The 19,222-nt window shown below is 60.7% G+C and carries 16 protein-coding genes, 4 tRNA genes and 1 pseudogene; 9 read left to right on the top strand and 12 right to left on the bottom strand.

Translation table 11 applies throughout. The features are described from left to right. Positions 1–31: 31 nt before the first annotated feature. Positions 32–1,546, top strand: a complete 1,515-nt coding sequence (locus AACU78_RS11915) for an MFS transporter (protein WP_106580698.1) — start codon at positions 32–34, stop codon at positions 1,544–1,546. Positions 1,547–1,625: 79 nt separating this feature from the next. Here the strand turns inward: AACU78_RS11915 and AACU78_RS11910 are convergent. Continuing rightward, positions 1,626–1,702 (bottom strand) — tRNA-Asp (locus AACU78_RS11910). Between the two features lie 20 nt (positions 1,703–1,722). After that, a tRNA-Val gene (locus tag AACU78_RS11905) sits at positions 1,723–1,798 on the bottom strand. A 145-nt stretch (positions 1,799–1,943) separates the two neighbouring features. Here AACU78_RS11905 and AACU78_RS11900 point away from each other — a divergent pair. Continuing rightward, a pseudogene (locus tag AACU78_RS11900) lies at positions 1,944–2,508 on the top strand (TonB-dependent receptor domain-containing protein); the annotation flags it as partial. 143 nt (positions 2,509–2,651) lie between these two features. On the opposite strand, the gene AACU78_RS11895 reads toward AACU78_RS11900, so the two are convergent. Together AACU78_RS11895 and AACU78_RS11890 are read right to left on the bottom strand one after the other, a co-directional pair. Further along, a tRNA-Asp gene (locus AACU78_RS11895) sits at positions 2,652–2,728 on the bottom strand. A 19-nt stretch (positions 2,729–2,747) separates the two neighbouring features. Next, positions 2,748–2,823: transfer RNA gene (locus AACU78_RS11890), tRNA-Val, on the bottom strand. A gap of 159 nt (positions 2,824–2,982) precedes the next feature. On the opposite strand from AACU78_RS11890, the gene rdgC reads away from it, so the two are divergent. The 3 genes from rdgC to sugE all read left to right on the top strand — a co-directional run bounded on the left by rdgC (position 2,983) and on the right by sugE (position 5,462). Continuing rightward, on the top strand, positions 2,983–3,903 hold the full coding sequence (gene rdgC, locus AACU78_RS11885; protein ID WP_106580697.1) for a recombination-associated protein RdgC: 921 nt from the start codon (positions 2,983–2,985) through the stop codon (positions 3,901–3,903). A 172-nt stretch (positions 3,904–4,075) separates the two neighbouring features. Then, entirely contained in the window at positions 4,076–5,041 is a 966-nt protein-coding gene (locus AACU78_RS11880; protein WP_106580696.1) for a bile acid:sodium symporter family protein, read from the top strand. A 106-nt stretch (positions 5,042–5,147) separates the two neighbouring features. Beyond that, positions 5,148–5,462: a quaternary ammonium compound efflux SMR transporter SugE gene (gene sugE, locus AACU78_RS11875; protein WP_010166396.1), complete on the top strand. Its 315-nt coding sequence runs from the start codon at positions 5,148–5,150 to the stop codon at positions 5,460–5,462. A gap of 117 nt (positions 5,463–5,579) precedes the next feature. On the opposite strand, the gene AACU78_RS11870 is transcribed toward sugE, so the two are convergent. From AACU78_RS11870 to AACU78_RS11860, 3 genes are all read right to left on the bottom strand, one after another. Next, entirely contained in the window at positions 5,580–7,454 is a 1,875-nt protein-coding gene (locus AACU78_RS11870; RefSeq protein ID WP_106580695.1) for an MFS transporter, read from the bottom strand. A gap of 80 nt (positions 7,455–7,534) precedes the next feature. Next, the gene (locus tag AACU78_RS11865; RefSeq protein ID WP_106580694.1) at positions 7,535–8,683 is read right to left on the bottom strand and encodes a TDT family transporter; all 1,149 of its coding nucleotides are present in this window, start codon (positions 8,681–8,683) and stop codon (positions 7,535–7,537) included. Between the two features lie 114 nt (positions 8,684–8,797). Beyond that, positions 8,798–9,985, bottom strand: a complete 1,188-nt coding sequence (locus AACU78_RS11860) for an MFS transporter (RefSeq protein ID WP_106580693.1) — start codon at positions 9,983–9,985, stop codon at positions 8,798–8,800. A 91-nt stretch (positions 9,986–10,076) separates the two neighbouring features. Here AACU78_RS11860 and AACU78_RS11855 point away from each other — a divergent pair, with 91 nt between their 5' ends. Beyond that, on the top strand, positions 10,077–10,622 hold the full coding sequence (locus AACU78_RS11855) for a TetR/AcrR family transcriptional regulator (RefSeq protein ID WP_106580692.1): 546 nt from the start codon (positions 10,077–10,079) through the stop codon (positions 10,620–10,622). Positions 10,623–10,997: 375 nt separating this feature from the next. On the opposite strand, the gene AACU78_RS11850 is transcribed toward AACU78_RS11855, so the two are convergent. The 4 genes from AACU78_RS11850 to AACU78_RS11835 all read right to left on the bottom strand — a co-directional run bounded on the left by AACU78_RS11850 (position 10,998) and on the right by AACU78_RS11835 (position 14,174). Beyond that, a complete protein-coding gene (locus AACU78_RS11850) occupies positions 10,998–11,777 on the bottom strand; it encodes an ABC transporter permease (RefSeq protein WP_106580691.1) in 780 nt (259 codons plus the stop codon). Further along, positions 11,774–12,706: an ABC transporter ATP-binding protein gene (locus tag AACU78_RS11845; RefSeq protein WP_106580690.1), complete on the bottom strand. Its 933-nt coding sequence runs from the start codon at positions 12,704–12,706 to the stop codon at positions 11,774–11,776. The genes AACU78_RS11850 and AACU78_RS11845 overlap by 4 nt, the downstream gene beginning before the upstream one ends. Positions 12,707–12,840: 134 nt before the next feature. Beyond that, complete coding sequence (locus AACU78_RS11840; protein ID WP_106580689.1) at positions 12,841–13,458, bottom strand: glutathione S-transferase family protein; 618 nt, start codon at positions 13,456–13,458, stop codon at positions 12,841–12,843. 56 nt (positions 13,459–13,514) lie between these two features. Next, positions 13,515–14,174: a transglutaminase-like domain-containing protein gene (locus AACU78_RS11835; protein WP_106580688.1), complete on the bottom strand. Its 660-nt coding sequence runs from the start codon at positions 14,172–14,174 to the stop codon at positions 13,515–13,517. Between the two features lie 191 nt (positions 14,175–14,365). Here AACU78_RS11835 and AACU78_RS11830 point away from each other — a divergent pair, with 191 nt between their 5' ends. Both AACU78_RS11830 and AACU78_RS11825 read left to right on the top strand, forming a co-directional pair. Beyond that, positions 14,366–16,813 carry an acyl-CoA dehydrogenase gene (locus AACU78_RS11830; protein WP_106580687.1) on the top strand — a complete coding sequence of 816 codons (2,448 nt, stop codon included), beginning with the start codon at positions 14,366–14,368 and terminating at the stop codon, positions 16,811–16,813. Between the two features lie 75 nt (positions 16,814–16,888). After that, positions 16,889–17,296 (top strand): PA2817 family protein, encoded by a 408-nt coding sequence (locus AACU78_RS11825; protein WP_010567536.1) that lies wholly within the window; start codon positions 16,889–16,891, stop codon positions 17,294–17,296. A gap of 132 nt (positions 17,297–17,428) precedes the next feature. Here the strand turns inward: AACU78_RS11825 and AACU78_RS11820 are convergent, their stop codons facing one another. Further along, positions 17,429–18,361, bottom strand: coding sequence for a LysR family transcriptional regulator (locus AACU78_RS11820; protein WP_106580686.1), 933 nt, complete (start codon positions 18,359–18,361; stop codon positions 17,429–17,431). An 89-nt stretch (positions 18,362–18,450) separates the two neighbouring features. Here AACU78_RS11820 and AACU78_RS11815 point away from each other — a divergent pair, with 89 nt between their 5' ends. Beyond that, on the top strand, positions 18,451–19,077 hold the full coding sequence (locus AACU78_RS11815; protein WP_106580705.1) for a hypothetical protein: 627 nt from the start codon (positions 18,451–18,453) through the stop codon (positions 19,075–19,077). Positions 19,078–19,222 lie beyond the last annotated feature (145 nt).

The following is a 19,222-nucleotide window of genomic DNA, read 5'->3' as shown; positions in this document are numbered from 1 at the left end:
TCTTTATCTTTATAGACCGACGGGAACGCCCATGAACGCAACCACTGAATCCGCGCCTGGCAGCTATGCCATTCTGGCGGCGATTTGCCTCGCGGCGCTGGTATTACCCATGAGTTTCACCGGCGGCGCCGTGGCCACGCCGTTTATCGGTGAGGCATTTGCGGCCCATCCTGCGCAATTGGCCTGGATTACCAACGCGTTCATGCTCAGTTTCGGCAGCCTGTTGATGGCCGCTGGCACCCTGGCCGACCGCTATGGGCGCAAGCGGTTGTTTTTGTCGGGCATGTTGCTGTTTACCCTGGTGTCACTGCTGCTGGCCGTGGCCCCGGGCATTGTGTGGCTGGATATATTGCGCGGCGTGCAAGGGGTTGCGGCAGCCACTGCGCTGGCCAGCGGCTGCGCGGCACTGGCGCAGGAGTTTGACGGGCATGCGCGCACCCGAGCCTTCAGCCTGCTGGGCAGTACGTTTGGCGCGGGGTTGGCATTCGGCCCCCTGGTGTCGGGGCTGCTGATTGAACAGTGGGGTTGGCGCGCGGTATTCCTCACCACGGCGTTGCTGGCGGGCCTGTCGCTGTTGTTCGCCGCCCCCAAAATGCGCGAGAGCCGCGACCCGCAGGCGCTGCGCCTGGACCTGGCCGGCGTACTGACGTTTTCGGCCATGCTGGTGACCTTGACGACGGCGGTCATCCTGGCCCCCGAACACGGTTGGGCCTCATCGACGATCCATGCCCTGCTCGCGTCAGCAGCCGTGTTTTTGCTGGTGTTCATCCTCGTGGAACATCGCGCCAGCCAACCGATGCTGGCGCTGGAGTTGTTTCGTTTTCCCCGCTTTATCGGCGTGCAGTTGCTGCCGATCGGCACCTGTTACTGCTACATCGTGTTGATCGTGCTACTGCCGCTGCGGTTTATCGGTGTGGAGGGTGCCAGCGCGTTTGACGCGGGGTTGATGATGCTGGCGTTGTCGGCGCCGATGCTGGTGGTGCCGATTATCGCGGCAAGCCTCACGCGCTGGCTGTCGGCGGGACTGCTGTGCGCTATCGGCCTGCTGATTGCGGCGGCAGGCCTGTACGGGTTGAGCCTGGTCAACGTCGGCCACCCCGTGCAGACCGTCGCCGCGATGCTGGTTATCGGCATCGGCACCGGGTTGCCCTGGGGGTTGATGGACGGCCTGGCGATCAGCGTGGTGCCCAAAGAACGCGCGGGGATGGCGGCAGGGATTTTCAATACCACCCGCGTCGTCAGTGAAGGTGTGGCGCTGGCAATCACCCTGGCGGTATTGAGTGCGTTGGTCGCGCGTCATCTGCAAGCCGGCACGGCGCAGGACGTGTCGGTGATTGCCCAGCAGTTGGTCATGGGCGATGCCCGACACGCCAGTGCGACCCTGCCACTGGCGGGGCTGCGCACGGCCTACCTCGCAGGCTTCAACACCTTGCTGCAAGGGTTGGCGGGGCTCACTCTGCTCACGGCGGCGGTGGTGTCCGCGTTTCTGAGCCGACGCGAGGTCGCGCCGATCCCCACGGCACCCGCCGTTGAATCGCCGAGCTGAATCGCAGGCAAAAAAAAGCCCGCTCAATGAGCGGGCTTCCTGTGGTGACCTGGCGTTCAGCGTTCCAGATGACCGAATATGGCGCAGCGGACGGGACTCGAACCCGCGACCCCCGGCGTGACAGGCCGGTATTCTAACCGACTGAACTACCGCTGCGCGTAACACGTTGAAGCGAATGGTGGGTGATGACGGGATCGAACCGCCGACCCTCTGCTTGTAAGGCAGATGCTCTCCCAGCTGAGCTAATCACCCTTCACTTTCGGTGTGGGCGGCATCATACACCAAAAATCTGCAATGTCTTGATTTAAATGCACTTTATTTGAAATATTTTCATAGGCGCAGCGCACGCCCCCGGAAAACCGGGCCTCTGGCCCGCAAACGCGAGTCTATTGCGCTCACCGGGCGCTTCGTACCGTACATTGGCGCGATCCACGACCGCAACGAAACCTACTCGGTGTACGCCAGCTACACCGACCTCTTCATGCCCCAGGAAAGCTACAACCGCGACCGCGAAACAAATTGCGCCAGAACTACGAGCTGAGTCTCAAGGCAGATTTCTTCGACGGACGCCTGAACGCCAGCGCGGCCTATTTTGAAATCCACGAAAACAATCGCTCAGTGTCCGACGACGATTACAACAACCAGACGCCGACCCCAACCCGCTATGCCTTCAAAGGCACCAAGGCGGTGACCAAGGGTATGAACTGGAAATGACCAGCGAACTGGCGCCGGGCTGGCAGGACATCTACAACAGCCCCTACGGCAACTATGAAGCGTTTTCCCAGGACGCTTACTGGTTGGCGAACCTGATGACGCGCTACCAGATCACCAAAGACATTTCGGCGACGCTGAACGTCAATCACAGCTTCGACAAGTCCTACTGCACCAACATCGATTTCTATAACTGCGCCGGGTATGGCGAACCACGCAATGTCATGGTTACCACGCGCTGGGATTGCTAACCGGCCAATAAAAAACGCCGCCGATCATCGGAAATGATCGGCGGCGTTTTTTGAGGTTTCGCACACCCCAGACAGCAAAAAGCCCGCTCAATGAGCGGGCTTCCTGTGGTGACCTGGCGTTCAGCGTTCCAGGTGACCGAATATGGCGCAGCGGACGGGACTCGAACCCGCGACCCCCGGCGTGACAGGCCGGTATTCTAACCGACTGAACTACCGCTGCGCGTAACACATGAAGCGAATGGTGGGTGATGACGGGATCGAACCGCCGACCCTCTGCTTGTAAGGCAGATGCTCTCCCAGCTGAGCTAATCACCCTTCGTTTCGGTGTGGCGCGCATTCTACGGAGCGACCCTAGGTCTGGCAAGCACTTTCTTAAATCTTTTTTTTCAGCCCTTCCAATGGCTTAGGCAGGGTTGGCCTCGGGCGCTATCAAGAGAATAATGCCCCCCTTTGTATAAAGGAGAGACTCACCCCATGTGGTTCAAGAACCTGCTTATCTATCGCCTGACCCAAGATCTGCCTGTTGATGCCGAGGCGTTGGAAGCGGCCATGGCCACCAAACTGGCGCGCCCTTGTGCAAGCCAGGAGTTGACCACTTACGGTTTCGTCGCCCCTTTTGGTAAAGGTGAAGACGCTCCCCTGGTTCACGTCAGCGGTGACTTCCTGCTGGTCGCCGCGCGCAAGGAAGAACGCATCCTGCCGGGTAGCGTGGTGCGCGACGCAGTCAAAGAGAAAGTCGAAGAGATCGAAGCCGAGCAAATGCGCAAGGTCTATAAAAAGGAACGCGACCAGATCAAGGATGAAATCATCCAGGCCTTCCTGCCGCGCGCCTTTATCCGTCGCTCGTCGACCTTCGCCGCCATTGCGCCGAAACAGGGCCTGATCCTGGTCAACTCGGCAAGCCCCAAGCGCGCCGAAGACCTGCTGTCGACCCTGCGTGAAGTGATCGGCACCCTGCCGGTTCGCCCGCTCACGGTAAAAACCGCGCCAACCGCGATCATGACCGATTGGGTCACCACGCAAAAACCGGCCGATGACTTCTTCGTCCTCGACGAATGCGAACTGCGCGACACCCATGAAGACGGCGGCATTGTGCGCTGCAAGCGCCAGGACCTGACCGGTGAAGAAATCCAGCTGCACTTGACCACGGGCAAAGTCGTGACCCAACTGTCACTGGCCTGGCAGGACAAGTTGTCCTTCATGCTCGACGACAAAATGACCGTCAAGCGCCTGAAGTTCGAAGACCTGCTGCAAGACCAGGCCGAACAGGACGGCGGCGACGAAGCCCTGGGCCAACTGGACGCCAGCTTTACCCTGATGATGCTGACGTTCGGCGAATTTCTGCCGGCGCTGGTTGAGGCACTGGGCGGCGAAGAAACCCCACAGGGCATCTAAGTCGACTCAAGGTCAAAAATGTGGGAGCGGGCTTGCTCGCGAATGCGGTGGGTCAGTCACTGGATAGGTTGACTGATTCACAACATTCGCGAGCAAGCCCGCTCCCACATTTGATTGGGTTTCCAAGCAGACATCCGCGTTACCGAACTTAACTAATAACAAGGACATCCCCATGCGCGCACTCGCCGCCTTGAGCCGTTTCGTCGGCAATACCTTCGCCTACTGGGTGTTGATTTTCGCGGTGCTCGCCTTCCTTGAGCCCGGCTGGTTCATTGGCCTGAAAGGCGCCATTGTGCCGCTGCTGGGCCTGGTGATGTTTGGCATGGGGCTGACCTTGAAACTTGAAGACTTCGCCGAGGTTGCCCGCCATCCGTGGCGCGTGGCCCTGGGCGTGGTCGCGCACTTTGTGATCATGCCGGGCATGGCGTGGTTGCTGTGCCAGGCCTTCCACCTGCCGCCGGAAATTGCCGTCGGCGTGATCCTTGTCGGGTGCTGCCCAAGCGGCACCTCGTCCAACGTGATGACCTGGCTTGCCCGTGGTGACCTGGCGCTGTCGGTGGCGATTGCCGCCGTTACCACCCTTCTCGCCCCGCTGCTCACGCCGGCACTGATCTGGCTGCTGGCGTCGGCCTGGCTGCCGGTGTCGTTCATGGAGTTGTTCTGGTCGATCCTGCAAGTGGTACTGCTGCCGATTGTGCTCGGCGTGATCGCGCAACGTGTGCTCGGCGAGCGCGTGCGCCATGCGGTGCAAGTGCTGCCGCTGGTGTCGGTGGTGAGCATCGTGATCATCGTTGCGGCCGTGGTGGCGGCGAGTCAGGCCAAGATCGCCGAATCGGGCCTGTTGATCATGGCCGTGGTGATGCTGCACAACAGCTTCGGCTACTTACTGGGTTACTTCACCGGCCGGTTGTTCAAACTGCCACTGGCCCAGCGCAAGTCGCTGGCGCTGGAAGTCGGCATGCAGAACTCCGGACTGGGCGCCGCGTTGGCCAGTGCGCATTTTTCGCCATTGGCGGCGGTACCCAGCGCGCTGTTCAGCGTCTGGCACAATATTTCCGGGGCGTTGCTGTCGACCTACTTCCGCCGCATGAGCGAAAAGGAAGACCGCCGGGTATTGGAAAACACGCCAAAAACTTGATCGCCTGATCGATATTCGGCACTCTACCGAGCTTCGCGGGGACGACCCCGCGACGCTGTCGAGCGCTATTCCAGGGGACGACCCCACTTTTAGAAGAGAGGTCATCATGTCCTGGATCATCCTGTTTTTTGCCGGGCTGTTTGAAGTGGGCTGGGCGGTCGGTTTGAAGTACACCGATGGTTTCAGCAAGCCATTGCCCACCGCCCTGACGATTGCCGCCATGGCCATCAGCCTCGGCCTGCTGGGCCTTGCCATGAAAGAACTGCCGCTGGGCACCGCCTATGCCATCTGGACCGGTGTCGGCGCGGTGGGCACGGTGATCGCCGGGATCATCCTGTTTGGCGAGTCCATGGCGTTGTTCCGGTTGGCCAGTGTGGCGTTGATTATCTGCGGGCTGATTGGCCTTAAGATCAGCGCCTAATTCACTGTCGCTATCGCAGGCAAGCCAGCTCCCACAGTAAACCGCGTTCGCTTGAACAACTCGGTCAACGGTGGGAGCGGGCTTGCTCGCGAAGAAGCCCGAACAGTCAGTAAAAAACTACCTGACACTCCCCCGCAATGCCCCCACCCGTTCCTGCAACTGCGCAGGCGTCGCCGCCTCGACCGTCACCGGCTCACCCGCCACCAGCACCACCCGCGACCAGATCCGGTGAAAGAACCCCTTGTTCGGATCGCGACTGAAAAAACTCCCCCACAAGCCCTGCAACGCCATTGGAATCACCGGCACCGGCGTTTCTTCCAGAATGCGCGTCACGCCCCCGCGGAACTCATTCATCTCACCGTCCCCGGTGAGCTTGCCTTCCGGAAAAATGCACACCAACTCGCCTTCCTTCAAGTACTGGGCAATTCGCGCGAAGGCCTTTTCGTAGATCTGGATATCCTCGTGACGCCCGGCAATCGGAATCGCCCCCGCAGTGCGGAAGATAAAATTGAGCACCGGCAAACGGTAGATTTTGTAGTACATGACAAAGCGAATCGGCCGACGCACTGCGCCGCCGATCAACAGCGCATCGACAAACGACACGTGGTTGCACACCAGCAACGCCGCGCCCTCGTCCGGAATCAGCTCAAGGTTGCGGTGCTCCACGCGGTACATGGAATGGCTGAGCAGCCAGATCATGAAACGCATGGTGAACTCGGGGACGATCCTGAAGATGTAGGTGTTGACCGCGATATTGAGCAGCGACACCACCAGGAACAATTCGGGAATCGACAGCTTGGCCACGCTCAGCAGCAGGATCGACACGATGGCCGACACCACCATGAACAGCGCATTGAGAATGTTGTTGGCCGCGATCACCCGCGCACGCTCGTTTTCAGCGGTGCGCGACTGGATCAGCGCATACAGCGGCACGATATAGAAACCGCCGAACACGCCCAGCCCGAGGATATCGAACAATACCCACCAGGCATGGACGTAGCCAAGTACGCCGAGCCAGTCATGTTCCTGAGCAGTCTGCGGGAAGCCGCCGGAGTGCCACCACAGCAGCAGCCCGAACACTGTCAGGCCAAATGAGCCAAAGGGCACCAGGCCGATTTCCACCTTACGCCCGGAGAGCTTTTCACAGAGCATCGAGCCCAGGGCGATACCGACCGAGAACACCGTGAGGATCAAGGTCACTACAGTTTCATCGCCGTACAACCACTCCTTGGCGTAGGCCGGGATTTGCGTCAGGTAAATCGCGCCGACAAACCAGAACCACGAGTTGCCGACAATCGAACGCGACACCGCCGGGGTCTGCCCCAGGCCCAGGCGCAAGGTGGCCCACGATTCGCTGAATATGTTCCAGTTCAGGCGCAACCCTGGGGTAGACGCCGCCGCGCGCGGAATGCTGCGGCTGGCCAAATAACCCAGCACTGCCACACCGACAATTGCCACGGCCACGATCGGTGCGTAATGGGTCGAAGACATCATGATCCCGGCGCCAATGGTGCCGGCCAGGATCGCCAGAAACGTGCCCATTTCCACCAGGCCGTTACCGCCTACCAATTCATCGTCGCGCAGGGCCTGGGGCATGATCGAATACTTCACCGGCCCGAACAGCGCCGAATGCGTGCCCATGGCAAACAGCGCCAGCAGCATCAACTCCAGGTGGTTGAACAGGAACCCGGTGGCGCCGACGCTCATGATCACGATCTCACCGATCTTGATCGCGCGGATCAGTGCGTCCTTGTTGAATTTCTCGCCGAATTGCCCCGCCAGCGCCGAGAACAGGAAGAACGGCAGGATAAACAACAATGCGCACAGGTTGACCCAGATCGAGCGGTCACCGTCGATGGTGAGCTTGTAGAGAATGGCCAGGATCAGCGATTGCTTGAAGATGTTGTCGTTGAAGGCGCCCAGCAACTGGGTGATGAAAAACGGCAGGAAACGCCGTGTGCGCAGCAAGGTAAATTGTGAGGGGTGGCTCATCGTCCGTGTTCCTGCGTGGCCTGGTAGGCTTGATTGCCGGTTTTTATAAAAAGACAGGCCACGACTTTACCTAATCCCGCTCACTTATTCCCTAGTCCTGCAATGCAGGGCGATACAAAAAGCTCACCTTTGTAGGCGCCCTGCACAGTGCGCGTGGCAACGATCAGCCACATCAGCGCCAACGCCACCACCAGCACGCACCCGAACACACTGAAGAACCCCAGGTGCAGCAGGCTCGCAAGCTTCAGTGTGGCCAAGGCATAAACCCCCAGCGGGAACGTAAAACCCCACCAGCCCAGGTTGAACGGAATGCCGGCGCGCAGGTAACGCAGGGTGATCAACACGGCGATCAGCACCCACCACAGGCCAAAGCCCCACAGGGTAATGCCGGCCACCAGGCCGAGGCCGTTGGCCATCTCCCCTACGCCTGGCAAACCGTTGGCCGCGAAGATCGCCGGTGCGTCGCCGCCCAGCAACAACATACCCAATGCACCGGTGCCGATAGGGCCGAGGGCCAGCCAGCTGGACGCGGCCATGTTGGCGTGAGGCAGTTTGTGCAAGGCCATGCGCAGCATCAGGATGGTCAGGATGCTGAAGGCTACCGGCAGGGAAAACGCCCACAGCACATAGCTGGTCACCAGCATCACCAGTTGCGAGTGAGCGTCGGCCAGGTGCGGCGCCAGCAGGCCACCGCTGGCGGCAGCGACTTCAGCGGCAACCACCGGCAACAGCCACACGGCGGTCATCTGGTCGATGCTGTGCTGCTGACGCGTGAACATCATGAATGGGATCAGCACGCCGCAGGCCAGGGCCATCGCCACGTCCAGCCACCATAAGGCTTCGGCCAACGGCACCACATCGGCGCCCCAGCGCGGCAGCCCAAACAACAGCAAACCATTAATAATCGTCGCCAGGCCCATGGGGATGGTGCCAAAGAACATCGAGACGGTGGAGTGCCCGAAAATCCGCCGCGCCTCGTGGAAAAACATCAGCCAACGGGCCGCGTACAACACGCTGAACAGCACGAACAGGCCGACGGTGAACATCCACAGCCCTTCGGCAATGGTGTGCAGGCCGGGCAAGTGGGCCGGCACTTGGGCCAGCGCAAGGGCCAGCACGCCGGTGCCCATGGTGGCGGCAAACCAGTTGGGCGTGAACTGGCGAATCACTTCCCGTGGACGGGCCAGGTGACTGAAGGGTTTGTAGGTAATGGCAGTTGAGCAGGTCATGATGGCAATCCTCTTCCTCGCATGAGGTTGAGACCATCATAGAACCGGATTGAATATCTATATAACGGGTAATATCTCTATCTGTTATCTACTTTGCCAATATAGGCACATCGCCTAAACTGTAGCCCTGGCCCGCGCCGCCCCTTGCACCATCAAGCCTGCCAGCGCGCCGAGCGCCAACACGATGAGCACTGCGCCATAACCATCGGTGGTGGCGATCAGGCCAAACACGCGGCTCAGGTTGCCCGCCAGCAGTGACGGCACGCAGAACGCCAGGTAGCTCAGCACATAAAAAGCCGACATCAACCCGGCCCGCTCATGGGGCAACGCCAAGCTGACGATGCTGCGCACACTGCCCATGAACCCACCGCCGAAGCCAAAGCCTGCGATCACACTGGCAACAAAGAACAGCCACAGGCTGGCGCTCTGCACCGCGACCAGTAACAACGCCACGCCCACCGCCAGCAGGACCGCCGACAGACGCATGACCTTGTGTGCCGGGTGATCGCGCAGGCTGTAAATCATCACCGCACCGCTCAAGGTCACGACTGCGACCAGGCCGCCGCCGATCAAATGCGAGGTCGAGCCCGTCGCCGCCCGCACCAGCGAAGGCGCCAGCGATGAAAAGAACCCGCCCAGCGCCCACACCGCCACATTCAGCGGCATCGCCAGCCACAGTGCCCGGCGCGCCTGCGCAGGCACATGCAGGGTGGGCGCCAACGACCTCAAGGCACCCGGTATGCGGCTGACGGTTTCAGGCATGCGCCACACGTAAAGCGCCTGCAGCACCATCAGGCCCAGCAGCGTGAAGTAGATCAATTGGGTCGGGCGTGGCGCGTATTCCACCAGCAAGCCACTGCCCAAGGCGCCGCTGGCCATGCCCAACAGCGGCGCGAGGCTATTGAGCATCGGCCCGCGCAGGCGGTCGGTGTCCAGCAGCGTTGCCGCCAACACTGCAGTTGCCGTGCCGGTGGCGAAACCTTGCAGCGCTCGAGCGGCAATCAGGCAGGCGGTGCTGTCAGCATTGATAAACAGCAGCATCGCCACAATATTCAGCAGCAACGCGGCGAAAATCACCGGCTTGCGCCCCACGTGGTCCGACAGCGAACCGACGGTCAACAGCGCCGCCAGCAAGCTCACGGCGTACACGCCGAAGATCACCGTGAGCATTGCTGCGGAGAAATGCAGGTTGTCCTGATACACCTGATACAACGGCGTCGGCGCGCTGGACGCAGCCAGGAAGGTCAACATCGTGATGACCAGGAACGCCAGGCTGGAACGTTGAGAAATAACGCTAGACATGTGCACACTCCGCTAAAGCTAATATTTTGCTTTTGCAGAGTGTGCTACCCGCAAGCGCTTAAAGCAAATTCTTTGTGTTAAGGTTTTACGCATGGCGATTAAAGAAGGCCTTCGCCCGGGGGGCCGCAGTGCCCGGGTTCAAGAATCAGTGCATAACGCCGCGCGCGAACTGCTGGAAGCCCATGAGCGTTCCAGCGTCACCGTGCCGATGATCGCTGCGCGCGCGGGCGTCACGCCGTCGACCATCTACCGCCGCTGGGGCGACTTGTCTGCGCTGCTCGCCGACGTGGCGCTGGAACGCCTGCGCCCAGACAGTGAACCCGCCAACACCGGCAGCCTGCGCGGCGATTTGCGTGCGTGGGGCGAGCAATACCTGGACGAAATGAGTTCCGAGCTTGGGCGCAACATGATGCGCGACGTGCAGTGCAGCCATCCCCGGGACTACTGCAGCAACATCCTGATGGGCCAGATGCAGGTCATTCTCGACCGCTACCAGAGCACCCACGACGCACTGCCGAGCCTGGACCGGTTGCTCAACTTGATCGCCGCGCCCACGGTTTACCGCAGCCTGTTTGCCAGTGCGCCGCTACCGGTTGAAGAACTGCATGAACTGATCGAGCTGGCACTGAAAGACTAAGGGCCCAGCGCCTACAGAAAAGCAGAGCTCGGCAGCCTGACAGCCCCCCTGATCTTGAGCGCTGACTCGATTAAATTGTGGGAGCGGGCTTGCTCGCGAAGGCGGTGGGTCAGTCAGCTCATGTGTAGCTGACACAGCGTATTCGCGGGCAAGCCCGTTCCCACATTTGGATCTCTGTGTATCAGGTTGATGTGGGGTTGTGCTGCTTTCGCTTCTACCACTCAGGTCGGCTACCAGGCCGCCGTGCTCTGCTTTTGATCTGATAGGCCCCGTCAACCACACTGGCCGAACGCAGGCAAGCCAGCGCCCACAGGGCTTTTCTGCACGCCATAAAAAAGGCCTCATAAAGAGGCCTTTTTTATTGCAACTGACTGCTTACGTTCGCATCCCGCGCCCGCTCACCAGCAACCGCGCGCAGCCAACATACAGCACCACGGTAGCCACCAGCATGAAGGTGATCGCCACGCTGATCTTGATATCCGACACGCCCAGGATGCCGTAGCGGAAGGCATTGACCATGTGCAGCACCGGGTTGGCCAGCGACACGGTCTGCCAAAACGGCGGCAGCAAGGTGATGGAGTAGAACACCCCGCCCAAGTACGTCAGCGGCGTCAGCACGAAGGTCGGGATGATCGAAATATCATCGAAATTGCGTGCAAACACCGCGTTGATAAAGCCCAGCAGCGAAAAGATCGTCGCCGTCAGCACCACCACCAAAATGGTGACGCCCAGGTGATGCACTTGCAGATGAGTGAAGAACAGCGACAGCAAGGTCACGATCACGCCCACCATCAAGCCCCGCAGCACGCCGCCGAGGGTGTAGCCGATCAGGATGGTGTGCGGCGACACCGGCGACACCATCAACTCTTCGATGGAACGCTGGAACTTGCTGCCGAAAAAGCTGGAGACCACGTTGCCGTAGGAGTTGGTGATCACCGACATCATGATCAGGCCCGGCACGATGTACTCCATGTAGGTGAAGCCACCCATGTCGCCGATCTGGCGGCCGATCAGGTTACCGAAGATCACGAAGTACAAGACCATGGTGATCGCCGGCGGCAGCAGCGTCTGCGGCCAGATCCGGGTAAAGCGCTTCACTTCGCGGTAGACGATGGTCTGCAGCGCGACAATGTTGGGTTGCAGTTCGGAACTCATACCGCCACCTTCGCCAGATTTTTCTCCACCAGGGACACGAACAACTCCTCAAGGCGATTGGTTTTATTACGCAGGCTCAGCACTTCGATGTTCTGGGCGGCCAATTGGGTGAACAGCGCGGTGATGCCCATGGCCTTGTCCACCTGGACTTCCAGGGTATGACCATCGACCAGTCGGCTTGGGTAGCCAAGCAGCTGCGGCGCCACCGACAGGTTGTTTTTCAGGTCGAGCAGGAAGGTTTCCACATGCAGCTGGCCCAGCAGGTTACGCATGCTGGTGTTCTCGACGATGGTGCCGTGGTCGATGATGCCGATGTTGCGGCACAGCTGCTCAGCCTCTTCCAGGTAATGGGTGGTGAGGATGATGGTGATGCCCTTCTCGTTCAGCTCGGTGAGGAAGGTCCACATCGAGCGACGCAACTCAATGTCCACACCTGCGGTGGGTTCGTCGAGGATCAGCAGGCGCGGTTCGTGCACCAGCGCGCGGGCGATCATCAGGCGGCGCTTCATGCCGCCGGACAGCGAACGCGAAGGCACGTCGCGCTTGTCCCACAGGCCCAGCTGGGTCAGGTACTGCTCGGCGCGCTCTTTGGCGATTTTCGCCGGGATGCCGTAGTAGCCAGCCTGGGTCACGACGATGTCGAAGGTCTTTTCAAACTGGTTGAAGTTGAATTCCTGGGGCACCACGCCGATGGAACGCTTGAGCGCCGCCGGGGATTTGTCCAGGTCATGACCAAAGATATTCACCGTGCCGCTGGTCTTGTTGACCAATGTCGAGAGGATACCGATGGTGGTGGATTTGCCGGCGCCGTTAGGGCCGAGCAAGGCGAAGAAGTCACCCTCGGCAACATCCAGATCGATACCACTCAGGGCCTGGAAACCGTTGCCGTAGGTTTTGGTTAGCTGCCGGATGGACAGAGCGGAACTCATATCGGAATACGCACCAAAGAAGGGAATAGAAACAATAGATGAGGGCGCAGCCCAGGTAGTTCAACGGCGGCGCATGACAGGCATGGTGCTTGCCCGCGCCGCACAAGTACAGTCACCCGTATTAATAGTGGGTATTAAGTCAACGCGGTCATGACCGCTTTGCGGTACGCCGGCCGTTGCTGCAGACGGTGATACCAGGCCTCTAGATGGGGCATAGAAGGCCGTTCGATAGGCATTTCGAACCAGGCATAGATAAAGCTGCCGAGTGGGATATCACCCATGCCGATTTCGTTGCCCGACAGGTAAGGTTGCTCTGCCAGGGCTTTATCCACGGTGCCTAATGCGTCGATACAGGCCTGGCGCCCGGCATTGATGCTGTCCCAGTTCTGTTTTTCAGCCGGGGTGCGCAGGATGCCCCAGAACACCGCCTTGAACGGTTCGGCGAGGGTTGAGGTGGTCCAGTCCATCCACTTTTCGGCATTCGCCCGGGCTTGCAGGTCGCTTGGGTACCAGCTCGACGCCTGCTTGGCGCAGAGATAACGCACGATAGTGTTGGACTCCCACAGCACGAAGTCGCCATCTTCGATCATCGGCACCCGGCCATTGGGGTTCAGCGCGCGGTATTGGGGTGTATCGACCACACCAAATGCCCCGCCCGCATCAATTGCTTCATAGTCCAGGCCGAGTTCCTCGGCGCACCACAGTGCTTTCCTGACGTTTGATGAATTTTTACGACCCCAGATTTTCAGCATGACCGCGCCTTATCGTTGATGAACATGGCTTGATGAACGCAGCAGCATACGCCGGTTCAGGCGCGGCTTAAATCGCTCTGCATGTCCCCCAGCAGGGTCGGCATGTCCTCGGCAAACAGGTGCGGGTAACACTGCTGAATATGCGCGAAGAAAAAAACCTCCGGCACGTCGGAAAACTGCCCATGGTCCCGCACGTACTCCATCGAGCGCCGGCCCTGGCGGTTGAAGGCATGAAACACGCTGTCGTTGATCCCATCGAATTCCAGCGGCGGTACATCAAACACCTCGCACAGCTGCTGGTTGAACGCCGGCGTGGCCTTGACCCAACGGCCACGCAGGTACAACTCGGTGTAGCCGTGCATGGCGAACACATCGCTTTTGAGCAGGGCGATCAGGCGCGGTGTCGAGAGGTGATTGCGCACATCCGCCAGGCCGATGCGTGCCGGGATGCCGCAGTGGCGGGCACACGCGGCCAGCAGGGTGGCCTTGGGCACGCAGTAGCTCTCACCGGCGGCGAGGGCGAAGCTGGCGCTCAAAGTGCCTGGGTCGCGGCTGAAGGTGTAAGGGTTGTAGCGAATCGCCTCACGCACGGCGTAATAAAGACTGACTGCCTGGTCACGTAAATCCGCGCTCGGGCCGCGATGTTTTTCGGCGAACTCCACCACCGCAGGGTGGTCACTATCGATGAAGCGGCTGGGACTCAGGTACGTATCCATGCGCGTTATCTCCGAAGGAAGCCTTGAGTCTAACGACTGGTTTGGCGCAGAGATAACGACGATTCGGCCAAATGTCGGCGCCTGGTGGTCGGTGCTTCGCGTACAACTCGTTACACCCTGATCACCGCGCTTTTTCGGATGCCGACTAAGCTCCATGGTGGTTTCGCCCCTGGTTTCACGGAGGATTGAATATGCTGTTGTTGTGGATACTGGTTCTGGTGGTCGGCATTGCCTACCTGGCACACCGCCGCACTGCGCCCCTGCCCGCCCTGGGCGTGGTCGCCGTTTACCTGCTGGCGATGGGCGCCTGGAGCCACGCACCGGGTTGGCTGCTGCTGGTCTTCTGGGTGTTGATCGCGGCCGTGGCCCTGCCCTTGCTGCTGCCCGACCTGCGCCGCCAATATTTCACCAAGCCGCTGTTCAGCTGGTTCCAGAAAGTCCTGCCGCCGATGTCCCAGACCGAGCGCGACGCGATTGACGCCGGCACCGTGTGGTGGGATGGCGAACTGTTCAGCGGCCGCCCTGATTGGGACAAGTTGCTGGCCTACCCCAAAGCGCAACTGACCGAAGAAGAACAGGCCTTCATCGACGGCCCCACCGAAGAACTCTGCGCGATGGTCAGCGACTGGGAAATCGGCCAGGCCATGGACTTGCCGCCCGCCGCCTGGGAGCACATCAAGACCCACGGCTTCTTCGCCCTGATCATTCCCAAGGAATATGGCGGCAAGGGCTTCTCCGCCTATGCCCACTCGCAGGTCGCGATGAAGCTCGCGACCCGCAGCGGCGACCTGGCGTCCACCGTGATGGTGCCCAACTCCCTCGGCCCGGCCGAGCTGCTGCTGCATTACGGCACCGACGAGCAACGCAACCACTACCTGCCGCGCCTGGCGCGTGGCGATGACATCCCATGCTTTGCGCTGACAGGCCCACTGGCAGGCTCCGACGCCGGCGCCATGCCCGACACCGGCGTGATCTGCAAAGGTGAATGGGAAGGCAAGGAAACCCTTGGCCTGCGCCTGAACTGGGAGAAACGCTACATCACCCTCGGCCCGGTCGCGACCCTGCTGGGGCTGGCATTCAAGGCGCATGACCCGGACCACCTGCTGGGCGACAAGGAAGACTTGGGCATCAGCCTGGCGCTGATCCCGACCGATACCCCCGGAGTGGAAATCGGCCGTCGTCACTTGCCGCTGGGCGCTGCGTTCATGAACGGCCCCAACTCCGGCAAAGACGTGTTCATCCCCCTGGAGTTCCTCATCGGTGGCCAGGAAATGCTCGGCAAGGGCTGGATGATGCTGATGAACTGCCTGTCGGTGGGCCGCTCGATCTCCCTGCCTGCGGTCGGCACCGGTGCGGCCAAGTTCACCAGCCTGGTAACGGGCCAATACGCCCAGGTGCGTGAGCAGTTCAACGTGCCGCTGTCGGCGTTCGAAGGTATCCAGGAAGCCCTGGCGCGCATTGGCGGCAACGCCTGGCTGATGGACAGCGCACGCATCCTCACCGCCAATGCAGTCGACCTGGGGGAGAAACCCTCGGTGCTGTCGGCCATTCTCAAGTACCACCTCACCGAGCGCGGCCGCGAATGCATCAGCCACGCCATGGACGTGCACGGCGGCAAGGGCATCATCATGGGCCCCAACAACTACCTGGGCCGTAACTGGCAGGGCGCACCGATCTTCATCACCGTGGAAGGCGCGAATATTCTTTCGCGCAACCTGATGATCTTCGGCCAGGGCGCGATTCGCTGCCATCCGTTCGTGCTCAAGGAAATGGCCCTGGCCGGCCGCGAAGACCGCGATCAGGCATTGAAGGAATTCGACGGCCTGCTGATGCAACACATCGGCTTTGCCGTGAGCAACGCCGCCAGTACGCTGGTGCTGAACCTGGGCGTAGGTCACTTCGAGAAAGCGCCGGGCAACCGCCTGAGCCAGGGTTACTTCCGCGCACTGAACCGCCAGGCTGCCGCGTTCGCCCTGCTCGCTGACTTGAGCATGATGCTGCTGGGCGGCGAGTTGAAACGTCGCGAACGCCTGTCGGCACGCCTGGGCGATGTGCTGAGCCATATGTACCTGGCGTCGGCGGCGCTCAAGCGTTACCACGACCTGGATTCGCCGGACCATCTGGAACCGCTGTTCGCATGGGCCATGGAAGAAAGCCTTGGCGAGTCGGAGCGTGCGCTGGATGAGCTGCTGAGCAACTTCCCGAACCGGCTGCTCGGTTGCCTGCTGCGGGTCATTGTGTTCCCGTTCGGGCGCCGCCACACCGGACCGTCCGATGCACTGGACGCCGAGGTGGCCGCGGTGATTGGTCGTGCCAAAGGCGACCCGACCCTCGAAGAGCTGCTGGCGGGCTGCTACCGCCCGCAATCGGCAGAAGACCCGGTCGGCGCCCTGCAACACGCTTACGACCTGCTCGGTGCCAGCCATCCGCTGCAGAAAAAACTCCACGCGGCGCTCAAAAGCGGTCAGGTCAAACCCACCGCTGGCGAACACGTCATCGACGCCGCCCTGCAGGCCGGCGTGCTGCAACCGAGCGAAGCGCAAACCCTGCGCGACGCCGAAGCTGCACGGCGCAAGGTGATCGACGTGGACGATTTCAGCAAGGAAGAGCTGACCCAGGCTGAGGGTAAAGTCCGCTGATACCAGCGGTCATATAAAAACGGGCGCTTGAGCTATATACTCTCGCGCCCGTTTTTGCTTTAGAGGACTTATCTCGTGTCCAACGTCGTTGCCGATCATCTCGTCTTGCTCGACCACTTGCGCAGCATCCTGGTTGCCGTCGGCGAAGCCGAACAGGTGCCCGAGGAAAGCCACACCCTGTTTCTGGAGCGCTTCGACGAATTGCGCGCCCTGCTGCCGATCGACCCGATCGAGAGCCAGTACCTGGGCCAGGACCTGATGAGTCAAGTCATCCTGCGCTACCCGCAGATCGCCCACCTGGTGCCGCGCGACCTGCTGTGGTTTTTTGGCGGTGATTGCCTGCATTTCATGCCGGATGAAGAACTGGACCTGTACCAGGCCCTGGAAGAGCGGCGCTTCGAGGCCGAACAGAACGACGAACCGTTCGACTGGAACCAGGAAAAGCAGCTGCTGGCCATGCCGCAAGACCAGAGCAAGCACTGATTTTTTTCAGACCGCTGCCCCTCTGAATGTGGGAGCGGGCTTGCTCGCGAAGGCTACGGATCAGTCGGTGAAAACGTTGACTGACACGCCGCCTTCGCGGGCAAGCCCGCTCCCACCTTTCTACCGCGTTCCCTACCTTCGACGCAGTGTCGGTTCGCGTGCCATACACGCGACCAGATAATCAATAAACACCCGCAACTTCGGCGGCAGATACCGCGTCGGCGAATGCAGCAACCACGCCTCGCCATGATAAGAGGCAATAAAATCCCACGCCGGCAACACCTGCACCAAACGCCCCTCCTCCAACGCATGCCGCGCAGTGAAGTACGGCAAGCTGCCAATGCCCACATGCTGCAACACCGCATCCAGCCGGACCCCGGTGTGATTCGCCGCATACCGCCCGCGCACGCCGACCGTCACCGCCTTGGCGCCCTGGCGGAATTTCCAGCGCGAATCGCCTGGGGTTTCACCCAGGTAAATGCAGCTGTGCTCGAGTAAATCATGCGGATGGCCCGGTGTGCCGTGCTCGGCCAGGTACTGCGGCGTCGCGCACAGCAAATGCTCAATGGGCAACAATTGTCGGCCGACCAACCCAGGCGGTGGGCTGTCGGTGATGCGGATACTCAGGTCGACATTGTCATCGATCAAGTCCACGTGGCGGTCTTCAAGAATCAGCTGCACATCGACTTTGGGATAGCGGCGCAAGAACTCCGGCATGTGCGGATGCACCACGAATCGCCCGACCGCCTTGGGCACGCTGACCCGCACCAGCCCTTCGGCTTCATGGGTAAACTGGCCGCTGATTTCCATCACCGAACGCGCCGCGTTGACCATTTCCTGGCAACGCTTGAACACCTCTTCGCCGCCTTCGCTCAGGCGCAGTTTGCGCGTAGTGCGTTGCAGCAACCGCGTGGCCAGGGCCTGTTCGAGACGCGAAATACTGCGGCTCACCGCCGAGGGTGAAACGCTCAGTTGCCGCGCGGCTTCAGAGAAGCTGCCGGTTTCCACGACTTTGACGAAAATCGCCATTTCACCCAGCAGGGGCAAAGGAAGATTGATGCTCATGACGCACAGGTCCATTGATAATTGAACGGATTATCACCCATCTACGCACTATTTATACTGCCCGTAGAACCCTGATGCGGATGTAGATGATGACCGAGCGCCTGTTTTTTACCCATGACCACCTGACCGCCGAGCTTGAAGTGCTGACCTGTACGCCGCACGAGGACCAGTTTGCCGTCACGCTGCAGTCAACCCTCTTCCACCCGCAGGGCGGCGGGCAACCGTTCGACACCGGCTGGCTCGGCGACAGCCAGGTAGTGCGCGTCACCCAGGAGGCCGATCGCGTCGTGCACTATGTTGACCGCCCCGTGGCGCCCGGCCCGATCACCGCACGGGTCGATGAACAGCGCCGCGCCCTGTACACGCGCCTGCATTCGGCCGGGCATCTGATTGGCAATGCAGGGGAAAGCTTGGGCTGGATGCCGATCAAAGCCCATCACTGGCCGGGCGAATGCAAAATCACCTTTATCCGTGGGCAAGCGGCGCAAGCCGTTGACGCCGAGGCGTTTCAAACCCGAATCGACCAATGGATCGCCGCCGACTACCCGCGCCACATGAGACTGGAAGACGGCACCCGCGAAGTGGGTTTCGGTGCATTGCCGGCCTACGCCTGTGGCGGCACGCACGTGCAAGCGTTGAGCGAGCTGGGCCAGGTGACCATCCTGGCCCTGTCGGAGAAAAAAGGCGCGCTGTCGGTGCGTTACAGCCTCGACTAAAACCCCAGCGACAGGGCCTCCTGTGGCGAGCGGGCTTGCCCCGCGTTGGGGCGCGAAGCGGCCGCCATACAGTCGCCGCATTTTTTCAGAAAGAGGTAATTGTCAGGTTTTGGGGCTGCTTCGCAGCCCAACGCGGGGCAAGCCC

It is taken from the genome of Pseudomonas sp. R9.37 (assembly GCF_963878885.1).
Taxonomy (GTDB): domain Bacteria; phylum Pseudomonadota; class Gammaproteobacteria; order Pseudomonadales; family Pseudomonadaceae; genus Aquipseudomonas.
The sequence above is the reverse complement of the archived record's forward strand: the minus strand, read 5'-3'. Positions and strand labels throughout refer to the sequence as shown.

Excerpts from the sequence above, each read along its gene's own strand:
- AACU78_RS11840 (WP_106580689.1), bottom strand. The coding sequence starts at position 13,458 with ATGCTGAAAATCTGGGGTCGTAAAAATTCATCAAACGTCAGGAAAGCA.
- rdgC (WP_106580697.1), top strand. The coding sequence starts at position 2,983 with ATGTGGTTCAAGAACCTGCTTATCTATCGCCTGACCCAAGATCTGCCT.
- AACU78_RS11880 (WP_106580696.1), top strand. The coding sequence starts at position 4,076 with ATGCGCGCACTCGCCGCCTTGAGCCGTTTCGTCGGCAATACCTTCGCC.
- AACU78_RS11860 (WP_106580693.1), bottom strand. The coding sequence starts at position 9,985 with ATGTCTAGCGTTATTTCTCAACGTTCCAGCCTGGCGTTCCTGGTCATC.
- AACU78_RS11870 (WP_106580695.1), bottom strand. The coding sequence starts at position 7,454 with ATGAGCCACCCCTCACAATTTACCTTGCTGCGCACACGGCGTTTCCTG.
- sugE (WP_010166396.1), top strand. The coding sequence starts at position 5,148 with ATGTCCTGGATCATCCTGTTTTTTGCCGGGCTGTTTGAAGTGGGCTGG.
- AACU78_RS11820 (WP_106580686.1), bottom strand. The coding sequence starts at position 18,361 with ATGAGCATCAATCTTCCTTTGCCCCTGCTGGGTGAAATGGCGATTTTC.
- AACU78_RS11845 (WP_106580690.1), bottom strand. The coding sequence starts at position 12,706 with ATGAGTTCCGCTCTGTCCATCCGGCAGCTAACCAAAACCTACGGCAAC.
- AACU78_RS11830 (WP_106580687.1), top strand. The coding sequence starts at position 14,366 with ATGCTGTTGTTGTGGATACTGGTTCTGGTGGTCGGCATTGCCTACCTG.
- AACU78_RS11915 (WP_106580698.1), top strand. The coding sequence starts at position 32 with ATGAACGCAACCACTGAATCCGCGCCTGGCAGCTATGCCATTCTGGCG.
- AACU78_RS11855 (WP_106580692.1), top strand. The coding sequence starts at position 10,077 with ATGGCGATTAAAGAAGGCCTTCGCCCGGGGGGCCGCAGTGCCCGGGTT.
- AACU78_RS11815 (WP_106580705.1), top strand. The coding sequence starts at position 18,451 with ATGACCGAGCGCCTGTTTTTTACCCATGACCACCTGACCGCCGAGCTT.
- AACU78_RS11835 (WP_106580688.1), bottom strand. The coding sequence starts at position 14,174 with ATGGATACGTACCTGAGTCCCAGCCGCTTCATCGATAGTGACCACCCT.
- AACU78_RS11865 (WP_106580694.1), bottom strand. The coding sequence starts at position 8,683 with ATGACCTGCTCAACTGCCATTACCTACAAACCCTTCAGTCACCTGGCC.
- AACU78_RS11850 (WP_106580691.1), bottom strand. The coding sequence starts at position 11,777 with ATGAGTTCCGAACTGCAACCCAACATTGTCGCGCTGCAGACCATCGTC.